14 protein-coding genes are annotated in these 14,708 nt (G+C 73.8%); 10 read left to right on the top strand and 4 right to left on the bottom strand.

Features of this window, described 5'->3' with window-relative positions:
- Positions 1-63 precede the first annotated feature (63 nt).
- Entirely contained in the window at positions 64-1,155 is a 1,092-nt protein-coding gene (locus ABUL08_RS18740; RefSeq protein WP_350931211.1) for a mannose-1-phosphate guanylyltransferase, read from the top strand.
- Between the two features lie 69 nt (positions 1,156-1,224).
- Here ABUL08_RS18740 and ABUL08_RS18735 read toward each other — a convergent pair whose 3' ends face one another.
- Positions 1,225-1,797, bottom strand: coding sequence for an NUDIX hydrolase (locus ABUL08_RS18735; RefSeq protein ID WP_350938704.1), 573 nt, complete (start codon positions 1,795-1,797; stop codon positions 1,225-1,227).
- Positions 1,798-1,890: 93 nt separating this feature from the next.
- On the opposite strand from ABUL08_RS18735, the gene ABUL08_RS18730 reads away from it, so the two are divergent.
- A complete protein-coding gene (locus tag ABUL08_RS18730) occupies positions 1,891-2,928 on the top strand; it encodes a hypothetical protein (RefSeq protein ID WP_350931210.1) in 1,038 nt (345 codons plus the stop codon).
- A gap of 269 nt (positions 2,929-3,197) precedes the next feature.
- Complete coding sequence (locus tag ABUL08_RS18725; protein WP_350931209.1) at positions 3,198-4,202, top strand: ArsR/SmtB family transcription factor; 1,005 nt, start codon at positions 3,198-3,200, stop codon at positions 4,200-4,202.
- Between the two features lie 179 nt (positions 4,203-4,381).
- On the opposite strand, the gene ABUL08_RS18720 is transcribed toward ABUL08_RS18725, so the two are convergent.
- Together ABUL08_RS18720 and cofD are read right to left on the bottom strand one after the other, a co-directional pair.
- Positions 4,382-5,470: a coenzyme F420-0:L-glutamate ligase gene (locus ABUL08_RS18720; RefSeq protein WP_350931208.1), complete on the bottom strand. Its 1,089-nt coding sequence runs from the start codon at positions 5,468-5,470 to the stop codon at positions 4,382-4,384.
- Positions 5,467-6,420 carry a 2-phospho-L-lactate transferase gene (gene cofD, locus ABUL08_RS18715; protein WP_350931207.1) on the bottom strand — a complete coding sequence of 318 codons (954 nt, stop codon included), beginning with the start codon at positions 6,418-6,420 and terminating at the stop codon, positions 5,467-5,469. Before cofD ends, ABUL08_RS18720 begins: the two co-directional genes overlap by 4 nt.
- Before the next feature lie 98 nt (positions 6,421-6,518).
- Here cofD and ABUL08_RS18710 point away from each other — a divergent pair, with 98 nt between their 5' ends.
- From ABUL08_RS18710 to ABUL08_RS18685, 6 genes are all read left to right on the top strand, one after another.
- The gene (locus ABUL08_RS18710; RefSeq protein ID WP_350931206.1) at positions 6,519-7,553 is read left to right on the top strand and encodes a hypothetical protein; all 1,035 of its coding nucleotides are present in this window, start codon (positions 6,519-6,521) and stop codon (positions 7,551-7,553) included.
- Positions 7,554-7,930: 377 nt separating this feature from the next.
- A complete protein-coding gene (locus ABUL08_RS18705; protein ID WP_350931205.1) occupies positions 7,931-10,468 on the top strand; it encodes a bifunctional FO biosynthesis protein CofGH in 2,538 nt (845 codons plus the stop codon).
- A 168-nt stretch (positions 10,469-10,636) separates the two neighbouring features.
- A complete protein-coding gene (locus ABUL08_RS18700) occupies positions 10,637-10,915 on the top strand; it encodes a hypothetical protein (RefSeq protein ID WP_350931204.1) in 279 nt (92 codons plus the stop codon).
- A gap of 92 nt (positions 10,916-11,007) precedes the next feature.
- A complete protein-coding gene (locus tag ABUL08_RS18695) occupies positions 11,008-12,399 on the top strand; it encodes a DUF4331 domain-containing protein (RefSeq protein WP_350931203.1) in 1,392 nt (463 codons plus the stop codon).
- A 10-nt stretch (positions 12,400-12,409) separates the two neighbouring features.
- Entirely contained in the window at positions 12,410-12,745 is a 336-nt protein-coding gene (locus ABUL08_RS18690; RefSeq protein WP_350931202.1) for a phospholipase, read from the top strand.
- A gap of 494 nt (positions 12,746-13,239) precedes the next feature.
- A complete protein-coding gene (locus tag ABUL08_RS18685) occupies positions 13,240-13,500 on the top strand; it encodes a WhiB family transcriptional regulator (protein WP_013284161.1) in 261 nt (86 codons plus the stop codon).
- 124 nt (positions 13,501-13,624) lie between these two features.
- On the opposite strand, the gene ABUL08_RS18680 is transcribed toward ABUL08_RS18685, so the two are convergent.
- Positions 13,625-14,074, bottom strand: a complete 450-nt coding sequence (locus tag ABUL08_RS18680; protein WP_088963879.1) for a metallopeptidase family protein — start codon at positions 14,072-14,074, stop codon at positions 13,625-13,627.
- A gap of 154 nt (positions 14,075-14,228) precedes the next feature.
- Between ABUL08_RS18680 and ABUL08_RS18675 the strand changes: the two genes are divergently transcribed.
- The gene (locus tag ABUL08_RS18675; RefSeq protein WP_350931201.1) at positions 14,229-14,600 is read left to right on the top strand and encodes a DUF3499 domain-containing protein; all 372 of its coding nucleotides are present in this window, start codon (positions 14,229-14,231) and stop codon (positions 14,598-14,600) included.
- The last annotated feature ends 108 nt before the right edge of the window (positions 14,601-14,708 follow it).

Raw genomic sequence — 14,708 nt, 5'->3', positions numbered from 1 at the left:
GCGTTCGCTGCCGGTACGGGCGACCCGAAGTCCGTACCGGGGCGGTTCGGGCATGATGTGCTGATGTTCTATGCCGTCATCCCGGCGGGCGGTAGTGGCACAAGGTTGTGGCCACTGTCCCGTGCCGGCCACCCCAAGTTCCTCCACCCGCTGACCGGCACCCCCGCCTCGCTGCTCCAGGCGACCGTGGACCGGTTGGCGCCGTTGACCACTCCGGACCGGACGTTGGTGGTCACCGGGGCCGCGCACGTCGCGGCGGTGGCCCGGCAACTGGCTGGCCTGCCGGAGGAGAACATCCTCGTCGAGCCCTCGCCGCGTGACTCGTGCGCCGCCATCGCGCTGGCCGCCGCGGTGATCGCGCTGCGCGACCCGGACGCGGTGATGGGCTCGTTCGCCGCCGACCACCTGATCGGCGACCCGGAGCGCTGGGCGGAGACGGTGCGCCAGGCCATCCGCGGCGCCGAGCAGGGCCTGCTGATGACGGTGGGGATCACCCCGACCCGCCCGGAGACCGGCTACGGCTACCTGGAGACCGGCGAGCCGGTGGGTGACGGCCCGCTGCGCCCGGTCACCGAGTTCAAGGAGAAGCCGGCCGCCGAGGTGGCCGAGGGGTACGTCCGTTCCGGTCGTCACCTCTGGAACGCCAGCATGTTCGTCTGGCGGGTCGACGTCTTCCTGGCCGAGCTGGCCCGGCAGCAGCCGGCGTTGCACGCCGCCATCACCGCGATCGCCGCCGCCTGGGGCACGCCCGAGCAGGACGACGTCCTCGGCACCGTCTGGCCGACCCTGCCGAAGATCTCCGTCGACTACGCGGTGATGGAGGGCGCGGCGACCGCCGGTCGGGTGGCCACCGTCCCCGGTGACTTCGGCTGGAACGACGTCGGCGACTTCCACACCCTCGGTGAGGTGCTGCCCGCCGACGGGTCCGGCAACGTGGTGCTCGGCGCCGACACCAAGCCGGGCGTGCTGCTGCACGACACCACCGGCACCGTGGTGGTGCCGCAGACCGGCCGTCTCGTCGCCACGGTCGGCGTGCACGACCTGATCGTCGTGGACACCCCGGACGCGGTGCTGGTCTGCCCGCGCGACCGCGCCCAGGACGTCAAGAAGATCGTCGACGCGCTGAAGGAGCGCGGCGAGGAGGGGCTGGTCTGAACCGCCGGCCCCGGCCCGTCGGGGGCTGCCGGGGCGGTCGGTCAGCCGGCGGACCGCCGGGGCGGTCGGTCAGCCGGTGCTGCGGCGGGCCAGCGCGGCCAGGGCCGGCGCGACGAGCTGAACGGTCCCGTCGGCCAGCGGCGCGGGCAGCCGCTCCGGCGGGAACCAACCCAGCGCGTCCGACTCGTCGCTGACCCGCGCGACCGCGCCGGCCGGGGCGAAGACCGCGAACCGTACGTCGTGGTGCAGCGAGCCGCCCTGGCAGGAGACCGGGTGGATGTCGATGTCGATCGGCGTCGGGTCGACCACCAGGCCGGCGATCCCGGACTCCTCGGTCGACTCCCGCAGCGCGGCGGCGGCGAGGGTGCGGTCCCCGGCCTCGCAGTGCCCGCCGAGCTGCACCCAGCGGTGGAACTTGCCGTGCAGGCAGAGCAGCACCCGCTCGCCGGTGGCGTCCAGCACCAGGGCGCTGGCGGTGACGTGGCCGGGCCGGTGGGCGCGGCTCATCGCCACCGGCCCGGCGGCCAGCAGGTCGAGCGTCCGGTCCCGCGCGGTACGCGCCGCTGCGCTGGTCGGCGTCCACCCCGTCAGCAGGGCGGTCGCGTCGGCGTGCAGGTCGGCGAAGGTCCCGGGGGCGGGCACGGCGGGGCCGGTGGCGGGCACGGCGGGGCTGGTGGCGGGCACGGTGTCGGGCACCCCGACACTCTACGAGCGGGCGCTCCGTACCCTGGCCCGGTGACCCTGCGACTCGTCGAGTTCGTCGTGGCCGGCAACGAGGCCAGTGACCTGCTGCCGGTGCGCTCGGCGGCGCTGCTGCGCGCGTACGGGGCCCGGCGCGGCTTCTGGACCGTGCTCGACGAGGGCCCGGTGGAACGCTGCCTGGCGCTGCTGCTGGAGCGGGCCGACGGCGAGTGGACCGCCCACCACGTCGACGCCGACGCCGGCACCGAGAACGGCCGCACCGAGGACGGCGAGGCGCTCGCTCACCACGACGGCTGGGTGTACGTCTTCGGCTCGCAGTTCGGCTCCAAGGGCGGCCCGCTGCGGCCCCGCCGTGCCTTCGTGGCCCGGTTCCGGGAGGACGACGCCGCCACCGGGACGCTGCCCGTGGCGGTGGTCCGCAACCGGTTCCGACTGCACCGGGCGGTCAACGACGCGCTCGTCGCCGCCCCGCTGACCCCGCTGCCGCCCGGCCACCGGGTCCGGCACCGGTTCATCGTGGAGACCCTGGCCCGGGGCACCGCCCGGGCGAAGAGCTGGGTGAGCCGGCTCGCCGAGGACGACCTGCCGCTCAACGTCGAGGCGGCGTCCTTCACCCCGGCCGGCACGGTGCTGCTGGGGCTGCGGTTCTCGGTGACCGAGGCGGGTGAGCCGATCCTGGTGGAGCTGGCCGGGGTGCCGGAGATGTTCGCGCCCGAGCCGGGGTGGCCGCGCGCCGTCGGGGCGTACGCGGTGACCGGGGTGACGCCGCCGGGCGAGCTGACCGGCTTCCGGGCCGTCACCCCCACCGCCGACGGCGGGTACGCGGCGGTGATCGGGTCGATCGACGCGCTGGGCAAGGGCTCGGTGCTGCTCGACGACCACCCGGAGGGCGGGAGGGTGACCTCCCGGCACGTCCGGTTCCGGCTCGACGACGCCGTCGGCGGGCGGGTGGTCGGTGAGCTGGTGGCCGACCTGGCGCCGTTCCACCACGTGGAGGGGCTGGCCGAGCTGGAGGGGGACTGCTTCTATGTCACCGACGAGGACCACCGGGTGGCGCTCTGGATCGGCTGAGCCGCCTCGGGTGGACGACCGGGTGACACCCCTGCGGAGGATGATGAGCCGCAGACCCTCGTGGTGCCGCCCGGTCGTCGTCTCCCCCCGACCCCCGGTACCCGTGGCGTGGCGTCACTGACGCCTCGTCACCGGGCAAGGGGAAGCATGCCGAACCGGCCGGACCGGTGTCGAGGTCTTTCAGCTGAGCCTTAAAGATGGAGATTAGTGCCGCCGGGTACAGTGCAAACGGTCGGTGGGCACTCCCTCTGCCCGCCCGGGAGCGCTCCATGCTGAAGATCTTCTTTTCGGGCGAGGACATCCTGCGGACCAGGGTGGCACCGGCTGCGGATCCCCTCTGGGAGCTGGTCCTCAGCCTGCACCGGCTCCAGGCCCGCGGCAACGACGCGCTGATGTCGAACTGGCGTCACGCCGTCGCCGGTGGCCTGCGCCGGGACAGCTCCGCCGACCAGCACCGGCTGCTCTTCGCGCTGAACCCGCCCCGCGGCTACTTCCCCGACTTCCTCACCCCGTACGACAGCGGGGCGGGCATCGAGGCGGGGCTGGAGGCCGTCCGCGCCACGCCGGCCGCGCTGCTGCACCGCGACGTGGCCCTGCTGGCCGGCGCGACGGTCCTGCCCTCGTCGGCGTCGGCGCTGGTCCGGGGCGAGCCGGAGGTGCTGCGGCACCTCACCGACTCGATGGACCGCTACCGCACGCTGGCGCTCGCGCCGTACTGGCCGCGGATCCAGGCCGCCGTGGACGCCGACCGGGCGCGCCGGGCCCGGGCGCTGCTCGACGGGGGAGTGGAGGGGCTGCTGACGAGCCTGCGGCCCACCATGCGCTGGGACGCCGGCGTGCTGGAGGTGCTGGACTATCCGGACACCCGGGAGCTGCACCTGGACGGGCGGGGGCTGCTGCTGGTGCCGTCCTTCTTCTGCGCCCGTACCCCGGTCGCGCTGCACGATCCGACGCTGCCGCCGGTGCTGGTCTATCCGGTGGACCGGCTCGGCGGGCTGGTGCCGGAGTCCCGCCCGGGGGCCGGCCCGGCGTCGACCCCCGGCGGCCGGGAGGCGTTGGCCGCCCTGCTCGGCCGGACCCGGGCCGCGGTGCTGGAGGCCACCGACGACGGCTGCACCACCGGTGAGGTGGCCCGCCGCCTGCACATCTCGCCCGCGGCGGCCAGTCAGCACACCACCGTGCTGCGCAACGCCGGGCTGCTGGTCAGCCAGCGCGAACGCAACACGGTGCTGCACACCCTCACCCCGCTGGGCCGGGCCGTGCTCGACGCCTGACCGGTGTCGTCACGTCTGCCGACCCGGCCACCGCTCCGTCAGGTCCGGCCCGCTGTCGACCGGCGTCGTCCACGTCCGCCGACCCGCCGAGCCCTCGGCCGGGCCCGGACCGCCGCCGCCGGGTCGGCAGGCGTGGGCGGCCGGTCGAGCGCCGGACCGGCAGCGGTGCCGGTGTCCGGTCAGATCGCCAGGGCGGCGCTGGCGGCGCTGCCGGCCGGTGGGGGCAGCAGCGCCGACGGGACGCCCTCCGCCGCCAGGGCGGTCCGCAGCCGTTGCAGGTCGGCGCCGAAGCGCACCAGGTCCGGCTGGTCGACCGGCGTCGGCGGGGCGCCCAGCAGCAGACCGGTGGCCTGCTCCGGCCACCCGGGCACGGTGGCGACCATGCCGGCGCGTACCTCGTCGTCGGTGACGTGGGTGAAGACGGTGCCGGGCGCGACCACCTCGGCGACCGCGGCGATCGCCCGCGCGACCACGGCCGGGTCGGCCGGCGTCGACCCGGGCCCGTCGGCGAGCGTGGCCGCGGCGCGCAGACCGGCGGCGGTCGCCTCGGCCGTGCCGAGCGAGAAGAGGTCCAGGGCGGCGTCGCGGACCAGGACGGCGGCACCCTCGTCGTCGTCGGCGCGGCCGGTACCCGGGTAGCCCCGGACCACCGCCACGGGCACCTGGTCGCACTTGCCCTTGATCAGCTCGCCGGCACCGGCCAGCTCGTCGGCCACCGCGATCTGCGTCAGCTGGAGCTCGTTCCCGTACGGGTCGATCTCGCCCCGGTGGTCCCGGATCGCGGGCATGCCGGCCACGCCGAGCGCCACGTCGGTCAGCCCGTTGCGCCACGGCCGGCCCATGGTGTCGCTGATGATCACCGCTACGTCGAGTTCGAACCGGTCGCGCAGTGCGGCGCGCAGCGCCCGCGCCGAGGCGTCCGGATCCTTCGGCAGCAGCACCAGTCGGGTCTTGTCCACGTTCGACGCGTCGATCCCGGCCGACGCCATCACGAAGCCGTGGTGGGTCTGCACGATCCGGGTCGCGCCCCGGGTGGCCACCACCCGGGCGGTCTCGGCGGCCAGCACCTCGTCCCGGGCGGTGAGCCGCTCCGGACCGTCCGCCGGCACGTCGACCAGTCGGCCCTCCGCCTTCGACACGATCTTGCTGGTGACCACCAGGACGTCGCCCTGGCGCAGCCAGGGGGCCGCGCCGGCGATCAGGGCGGCCAGGTCGTCCCCCTCGGTCACGTCGCCGATGCCCAGCACCGGCAGGATCTCCAGCCTCACGCCAGCTCCCTCGCGGCGCGGACCATCGCCACCGTCGCCGCCTCGTCGGTCATCCGCAGCGGCACCGCGCGGACCGTCACGTCCGGCACCCGCGTGCCCTCGTCCTCCGGCGCCACCAGCCAGCCGTCCAGCAGCCCGCCCGCCCGCCGGCCGCCGTAGAGCCGGCCCACCCCGGCGGCGCTGCACTCCACGTCGAGCACCGCCAGGCAGCGGTCCGCCATCCCCCGGACCGGCGTCCCGCCGATGATCGGCGAGATCCCGACCACCGGGGCCGGGCCACCGGCGACCGCCTCGCGCAGCCCCGGCACGGCCAGGATCGGCGCGACGCTGACCACCGGGTTGCTCGGCGCGATCAGCACCAGGTCGGCGGCGGCGATCGCCTCCAGCACCCCCGGCGCCGGCTTGGCGGACTCCGCCCCGACGAAGACGAACCGGTGGGTGGGGATGTCGGCGCGGTGGCGCACCCACCACTCCTGGAAGTGGATCGCCCGCTGCCCCTGCCCGTCGCCGTCGCTCACCACCACGTGGGTCTCCAGGCGGTCGTCCGTCGCCGGGAGCAGGGTCAGGCCCGGCTCCCAGCGGGTGGCCAGCGCCTGGGTCACCGCGGAGAGCGGATAGCCGCCGTTGAGCATGGTGGTGCGCACCAGGTGGGTGGCGATGTCCTTGTCGCCGAGGCCGAACCAGCTGGGCTCCGCGCCGTACGCGGCCAGCTCCGACTTGACGGTCCAGGTCTCGCCGACCCGGCCCCAGCCCCGCTCCGGGTCCGCGCCGCCGCCCAGCGTGTACATCACGCTGTCCAGGTCGGGACAGACCTTGAGGCCGTGCAGCAACAGGTCGTCGCCGACGTTGACCACGGCGGTCACCTCGGCCCCCACCTCACGGGCGTACGCCCGGACGCCGAGCAGGAAGCGGGCGCCGCCGATCCCGCCGGTCAGAACCACGATGCGCATGTCCTCATCCTTCCCCACGTGCCGCCGTCGATCCGTCGGTGTCCGGGGAGACTAGGCTCACGTCGGCACCTGTCCGTTTTCGTCCCGAGGGGGAGTTCGTGACCAGCCCCGCCGAGCCCGCGTCCACCGACGCGACGCAGGCCCGCCAGCTCACCGGTCCACTGCGCGAACTGGCCGCGCTCGTCCTGCTCGGCGCGAACGCCGTGCTCCTCTTCGTCGGCCTGATCCGGCTGCTCGCCCCGGTGGACGACTACAGCACCTTCAGCGGCCGGGCGGGGAGCACCTTCTTCACCTTCGTCGGCCTCGAATCCGCCGTCCTGCCGCTGCTGGCCGTGCTGCTCGCGACGCACCTCCAGCCGGTGCTGCCGAAGGCGAAACTGATCACCCAGGTGGCCGTCGGCGAGTACGCCTTCGGTGCCCTCTTCGGCGCGCTGACCTTCCTGGTCTGGCTGGTGGCCCGGCTGGCCGAGGCGGAGGTGCTCGACGCCCTGCTCGGCATGCTGACCCGGGTCGCCTGGCTGGCGCTCTTCGCGGTCGCCGCGTACGTCGTCGTCAAGGTCTGGCGCACCCTCTACTTCACCCCGCGACCGAAGGCCCAGCCCGGCGTCTACGGGCAGCCCCAGCCCGGCTGGCCCCAGCAGGGCGGCTACCCGGCCCCGAACCAGCAGGGCGGCTACCCCGCCTCGGGCCAGCCCGGCGGTTACCCGGCACCCGGCCAGCCCGGCGGCTATCCCGCGCCCGGTCAGCCCGGCGGCTATCCGGCACCCGGCCAGCAGGGCGGCTACCCGGCCCCGAACCAGCCCGCCGGCTACCCGCCCGCCGGCCAGTACGGCCAGCCCACCCCCTCGGCGCCGCCGTTCAACACCGCGCCGCCGCACGGCACCGCCCCCCAGTCCGCCCCGCCCTTCGGTGCCCCGCAGTCGGCGCCGCCCTTCGCCGCCCCGCAGTCGGCCCCGCCCTTCGCCGCCCCGCAGTCGGCCCCGCCGTTCGGTGCTCCGCAGTCGGCGCCGCCGTTCGGTCAGCCGCCGTCGGTCGACCCGACCCAGACCATCCCGCGCCAGCCCGCCGACCCCGGCGCGGACACCGACCGCACCCAGCGCTTCCAGCCCGACGACCCGAACCACCCCCGCTGACCCCCCCCCGCCCGTCCCCCACGACGCGCGCGAGTACGCGCACTTTCACGGAAAGAGTGGCCTCCGCAGTCTCGGAGGCCACTCTTTCCGTGTAAGAGGCCCCTCACGGTTCCCCGGCGATCAGCGCGCCGTTTCCCGGGGCGTGGCGCGCGGGGTGCGGGCGGTGGCGCGCGGGGTGGGGGTGTGGCGCGCGGGGTGGGGGTGTGGCGCGCAGTTTCACGGAAAGAGTGGCTTCCGAGCTGGGGGAGGCCCCTCTTTCCGTGAAAGAGGGGCCTCAGCCTGTCCGGCAGCGGAGAGCGGGGGCGATAGCGGAGAGCGGGAGAGTGGGGGAGTGGGCGTGGGGGGTGGGGTGGCGGGGGGACGCATAGGCTGGGCGGATGGTTGATCGCACTGAGCCGGCCCCGACCGCAGCGAGCGTGCAGCGGGCGCTGCGCCGGGCCGCGACCGGGCGGGCGCTGGACGTCGACGAGGCGACCGCGCTGCTCACCGCCCGGGGTGCCGCGCTGGACGAACTCCTCCGGATCGCCGGGGAGATCCGCGACGCCGGGCTGCGGGAGGCGGGCCGTCCCGGGGTGGTCACCTTCTCCAAGAAGGTCTTCATCCCGCTGACCCGGCTCTGCCGGGACCGCTGCCACTACTGCACCTTCGCCACGGTGCCGCACCGGCTCCCGGCGGCATTCCTCGACCGGGACGAGGTGCTGGCGATCGCCCGCGAAGGCGCCGCGCAGGGCTGCAAGGAGGCGCTGTTCACGCTCGGTGACCGTCCCGAGGAACGCTGGCCGGCGGCCCGGGAGTGGCTGGACGAGCGGGGCTACGACTCCACCCTGGACTACCTGCGGGCCTGCGCGGTGGCGGTGCTGGAGGAGACCGGCCTGTTGCCGCACCTGAACCCGGGCGTGCTGTCCTGGTCGGAGCTGCAACGGCTCAAGCCGGTGGCGCCGAGCATGGGGATGATGCTGGAGACCACGGCGACCCGGCTCTGGTCGGAGCCGGGTGGCCCGCACTTCGGCTCACCGGACAAGGAGCCCGCGGTGCGGCTCCGGGTGCTCGACGACGCGGGCCGGGTGGGGGTGCCGTTCACCACCGGCATCCTGATCGGGATCGGGGAGACTGCGGCCGAGCGGGTCGACGCGCTCTTCGCGATCCGTCGGGGCATGCGGGAGTACGGCCACCTCCAGGAGGTGATCGTGCAGAACTTCCGCGCCAAGCCGGACACCGCGATGCGGGGCATGCCCGACGCCGAGCTGCACGACCTGGCGGCGACGGTGGCGGTGGCCCGGGTGCTGCTCGGCCCGAAGGCCCGGATCCAGGCCCCGCCGAACCTCATCGAGAACGAGTACGACCTGCTGCTGCGCGCCGGTATCGACGACTGGGGCGGCGTCTCCCCGGTCACCCCGGACCACGTGAACCCGGAGCGCCCGTGGCCGCAGCTCGACGAGCTGGCCCGGCGTACCGCGCAGGCCGGGTTCACGCTGCGCGAGCGGTTGACCGTCTACCCGGAGTACGTCCGGGCCGGTGACCCGTGGCTGGACCCGAGGCTGCTGCCGCACGTGACCGCCCTGGCCGACCCGGTGACGGGGCTGGCCGTCGAGGCGGCCCGCCCGGTGGGCCGGCCGTGGCAGGAGCCGGAGGAGGTCTTCGGCGGACGTACCGACCTGCACGTCACGATCGACACCACCGGCCGTAGCGACGACCGGCGCGGCGACTTCGACAGCGTCTACGGCGACTGGTCCGCCGTCGCCGGCAAGGTCGCCCCGGAGGCGGTCGCGCGTCGCGCGGGCGTACCCCCGGTGGTCGCCGGTGCGGAGGCGGACCTGGTGGCGGGGTTGCGGCTGGCGGCGGACGACCCGGCGGCGCTGCTCGACCCCCGGCACACCGACGCGGCGCTGGCGCTCTTCGGCGCGGACGGCCCGGCGTTGGACGAGCTGTGCCGGCTCGCCGACGACGTACGGCGGGACGTGGTCGGCGACGACGTCACCTACGTGGTCAACCGCAACATCAACTTCAGCAACGTCTGTTACGTCGGCTGCCGGTTCTGCGCCTTCGCGCAGCGGGAGAGCGACGCGGACGCGTTCCGGCTCTCCGTCGAGCAGGTCGCCGACCGGGCCGAGGAGGCGTGGGCGGCGGGCGCGAGCGAGGTCTGCCTCCAGGGCGGCATCGACCCGAAACTGCCGGTCACCGGCTATGCCGACCTGATCCGGGCGATCAAGGCGCGGGTGCCCGGCATGCACGTGCACGCCTTCTCGCCGATGGAGATCGTCACCGCCGCCGCGAAGGCCGGCGTGCCGGTGCGGGAGTGGCTGGGCATGCTGCGCGAGGCGGGCCTGGACACCATCCCGGGCACCGCCGCGGAGATCCTCGACGACGACGTGCGCTGGGTGCTCACCAAGGGCAAACTGCCGGCCGCCGCCTGGGTCGAGGTGGTGAGCACGGCCCACGAGCTGGGCATCCGGTCCAGCTCCACGATGATGTACGGCCACGTCGACCATCCCGCCCAGTGGCTGGCCCATTTCCGGGTGCTGGCCGGCGTGCAGGACCGGACCGGCGGGTTCACCGAGTTCGTGGCGCTGCCGTTCGTGCACACCAACGCGCCGATCTATCTCGCCGGCATCGCCCGGCCGGGGCCGACCTGGCGGGAGAACCGGGTGGTGCACGCGATGTCCCGGCTGCTGCTGCACGGGCGGATCGACAACATCCAGTGCTCCTGGGTGAAGCTGGGCGACGCCGGCACCGTGAAGATGCTGAACGGCGGCTGCAACGACCTGGGCGGCACGCTGATGGAGGAGACCATCTCGCGGATGGCCGGTTCCGGCAACGGTTCGGCGCGTACCGAGGAGCAGTTGCGGGCGATCGCGGCGGCTGCGGGGCGACCGGCGCGCAAGCGGACGACCGCGTACGGTCACGCCCGCCCGTAGCGTCGAACCTTTCCCCGCCGCCGGCCGTACCAGTGGATGCCGGCGGCGGTTGCGGCGAGGACCGCCGCCGGTGACCCCATCGGGGGCCCGGCGGTGCCGCCACGGCGGCGCGGCGCGGCGGCTCCCGGCCACCGCGGGCGCTGACGCGCCGGCCCGGAAAGGTTGCCCATGACCAGTGATCAGCGGAAGCGGCCGTGGCCGCGACTGACCCGCCGGCAGACGTTGACCGCCGCCGCGAGCGCCACCCTCGGCGCCGCCGCCCTCACCGTGCCGGGCCTGTCGTCCGCGCAGAACACCCCCTCGGCGGGCCGCCGGGAGGAACCGATCGTGGTCCACCTCCGCGACGCGGCCTCGGGGACCATGGACGTCTTCGTCGGCACGTCCCGGGTCCAGGTCCGTGACCGGGCCCTGGCGGACCGGTTGCGGCGCGCCGCCGGTAAGCGCTGACCGTCCGCGCCGTCCGGCGCGTCCCCGGCGCAGGCTCCCGGCGCCGGTCCTCCCGCTCCCGTTCCTCTTCCCCGACGAAGGTGTGGTCCGCCATGTCCTCCCACCGCGAAGCCCCGGAGATAAGCAAGGATCCGGTCGCCGACAGCTCCGACCTGTACGCGTTCGTCAGTCCGAACCATCCGGACACGGTCACGCTGATCGCCAACTACGTGCCGTTGCAGCTTCCCTCCGGCGGCCCGAACTTCTTCGAGTTCGGTGACGACGTGCGGTACGAGATCCACGTCGACAACGACGGCGACGGTCATCCCGATGTCACCTATCGTTTCGAATTCACCACCGAGATCACCAATCCGAACAGTTTTCTTTACAACACCGGCCCGATCGAGTCGCTGGACAGCAAGAACTGGAACCGCCGCCAGTTCTACCGGCTGACCCGGGTGGCCGACGGCCGGGAGCACGTGCTGGCGCACAAACTGCCCTGCCCGCCGTGCAACGTCGGTCCGCTCTCCACGCCGAAATACCACGACCTGGTGCGGCAGGCGACCTATCGGCTCTCCACCGGTGAAAAGGTGTTCGCCGGGCAGCGGGCGGACGGCTTCTTCGTCGACCTCGGCTCGATCTTCGACCTCGGTACGCTGCGCCCGTTCCAGCAGCTCCACGTGGCCGGGAAGAAGATCTTCAAGGCCGAGGGGGAGCCGGTCAACTCGCTGGACCGGATGAACGTGCACAGCATCGCGGTGCAGGTGCCGTTAAGCCGGGTCCGCCGCAAGGCCAGCCGGTACGGCGCCGCCGACCGGGCCTCGGTGATCGGGGTGTGGACGTCGGCCTCCCGGCAGCAGGTGCGGGTGCTCGGCGACCGGGTCGCCGCGGACACCGCCGCCGGCCCGTTCACGCAGGTGTCCCGGCTCGGCAACCCGTTGTTCAACGAGGTCATCGTGCCGATGTCCAGGAAGGACCTGTGGAACACGCTGCCGCCGACGGAGGACAAGCGGTTCGCGCAGTTCGTCGAGCACCCGGAGCTGGCCGCCCTGCTGCCCGCCCTCTATCCGGGCGTCTTCCCCAACCTGGACGCGTTGAACAAGTCGAAGAAGCCGCGCGCCGACCTGGCGGCGATCCTGCTGACCGGCATCCCGGCCGGCCTGATCGACGGCTTCACCAACACCACCGGCGACGTGCAGGCCGACATGCTCCGGCTCAACACGGCGATCCCGCCGAACCGGAAGCCGGACCGGTTCGGGGTGCTCGGTGGGGACCTGGCCGGCTTCCCGAACGGCCGCCGGGTGGGCGACGACGTGGTCAGCATCTCGTTGCGGGCGATCGCCGGGGTGACGGTGCCGCTGGTGGACAAGGCGTTCAAGCCGGACGCGGCCGCGGCGGCGGTGACCCCGGGGTTGAGCGCGGCGGACGTGACCGCCCCGTTCCTCGGCGACTTCCCGTTCCTCGGCACCCCGTACGACGGGTTCGGCAACCCGCCGGCGTCCTGAGGAGGGGACCGTGCACGAGCACCAGCACAGCTACGGCCCGACGGGCAGCGGCACCGTGGTCCTGAACGTGGGTGGCAACTCCGGCGCCCTGATCATCTACACCGGACGGGACCTGCACGGCCGGGAGATCGAGATCAGCCGGGAGGAGGAGCCGCGTACGCACTCGGCCGTACGCGAGCGGCACGTCCGGGACGGGGTGTTCCACAGTGCCGTCTATCCGGAGCTGGAGGCCGGCCTGTATACCGTCTGGTGGGACGATCGGACACCCGCCGGGGCGATCTCCGTCACGGGTGGCGCGATCGCCGAATTCGTCTGGCCGACCAGCGCACCGGCGGGGGCCGGCTGAGCCCTCCGACCCTTCGCGACCGCCGCGCCCCGTCCACCATGTGGACGGGGCGCGGCCGGTGTTTTCCGGCTCGACGGGCGGTGGCGGCCCGGTCGGGTTAACCTGTGCCCCACCACCATGCTGATCTTGGAAGACGTCGCGCCGGCCGCCCGGGTGCGGCCTGCCGGGGCCTCCACCGGAGACCGTCGACGGTCTCCCGTCCCGGTGCGCCACGGCAGAAAACTCGGGCAACTCGCCGGGGAGGGCGTTACTCATCCGGGGTCTTAATCGATAGGGCAGGTTGCGAGGGTCGGGCGGCTCGATGGTCGTCCGGAGCGTGTCGGGAGGGCGACTCCATTATCAAGTTTGGCTTGACGGCGCACGCATTACACGCGTGTAATTTGAATGGGGTTGTTCGCGCGGAACGCAACAAAAAGGGTCCGGACGGACAAGCACGCCTTTCGCGTGGGGGGTTGCAGCGGCGATGACGCCGGTGCGCGACAAGGAGGCATCTGATGGACGGCCAGCTCGAGGTGGCCGACCTGCTCGGAAACGCGCCGGAGTGGCAGGAGCGGGCGTTGTGCTCGCAGACCGACCCGGAGGCGTTCTTTCCCGAGAAGGGCGGCTCGACCCGCGAGGCGAAGCGCATCTGCTCGCGGTGCGAGGTCAAGACGGAGTGCCTCGAATACGCTCTCGGCCACGACGAGCGGTTCGGGATCTGGGGTGGGCTCTCGGAACGGGAGCGGCGCAAGCTCAAGCGGCGGGTCGCCGCCTGAGGCAGTGTCGGGTCGAGGCGGTGGGGGCCGCCCGGCTCGGCGACGACACCGGTTCGCGGCGCGGCGACAGACGCGCCGAACCGGAGTCGGGACGGCGGCGAGGCGGGCGCGACGGGGGTCGCGCTCAGGCCAGTTCGTCCGGGTCGACCCCGAGCAGGTTCGCCACCTGCTCGATGATCACGTCGTGCACCAGGTCCGCGAGGTCCTCGCGGTCCATCGCCCGGAACTCCAGGGGCCGGCGGTAGAGCACGATCCGCGGCGGCACCTCCTGGCGGCCGGGGCGGCCGGGCAGCAGCCGGGCGAGCGGCACCTCGCCGTCCTCCAGCACGTCGGAGTCATAGACGTTCAGGTCCGGCGGGACGTCCTCGACCGCGAACTCGACACCGGCCAGCTCCTTGGCGAACCGCCGTTCCAGCGTCTCCACGGTGTCCAGCACCAGGTCGTCGAAGACCTCCGCCTTGGTCCGGGCCAGCGGCACGGTCGCCGGCACCAGCCGCCCGCGCAGGCCGCGACCGTGGCGGTCGCGGTGGGTGCGCCGGCCGGAGCCGGGGCGGCGGTGTTCCGGGCTCGTCATGACGCAAAGGGTAGCTCCCACCCGGCCCCGTCCCGTCGCTGCGCCGCTGATGTGGCGCGCCGGTGCGCCGATCGGACGAATTGTGATCACCACGACGGGCGTGTCGCAACGCGAAGCGGTGCGCCGGACCCGGTATTGGGGATACCCTGCCGCCGTGAGGTCACCACGGCGCTGCTCCCGTAACGGCTGCCCCCGGCAAGCGGTCGCCACATTGACCTATGTCTACAACGAGTCGACAGCCGTGGTCGGGCCGCTGGCGGCGTTCGCCGAGCCGCACACGTACGACCTCTGCGAGCCGCACGCCCGCAACCTCACCGCCCCCCGCGGTTGGGACGTGGTCCGGCACGAGGGCGAGTTCGAGCCGCCGCCGCCCACCACGGACGACCTGGTCGCCCTCGCCGAGGCCGTCCGCGAGGCCGCCCGCCCGGCACCCCCGCGCCCCCCGGAGTCCGACCAGGACCACCCCCACGGCTCCCCCCAGACGGGCCGCCGCGGCCACCTCCGCGTCATCCCCCCCAACCACTGACCCACCCCACCCCGCGCCCGCGCCTGATCCCGCGCGTTGATCATGAAGTTTGCGTCAGACTTCGCGCCGTTTCTGACGCAAACTTCATGATCAACCGGGTGGGGTCGG

The organism is Micromonospora sp. CCTCC AA 2012012, from assembly GCF_040499845.1.
GTDB classification, from domain to species: Bacteria; Actinomycetota; Actinomycetes; order Mycobacteriales; family Micromonosporaceae; genus Micromonospora; species Micromonospora mangrovi.
The sequence above is the reverse complement of the archived record's forward strand: the minus strand, read 5'-3'. Positions and strand labels throughout refer to the sequence as shown.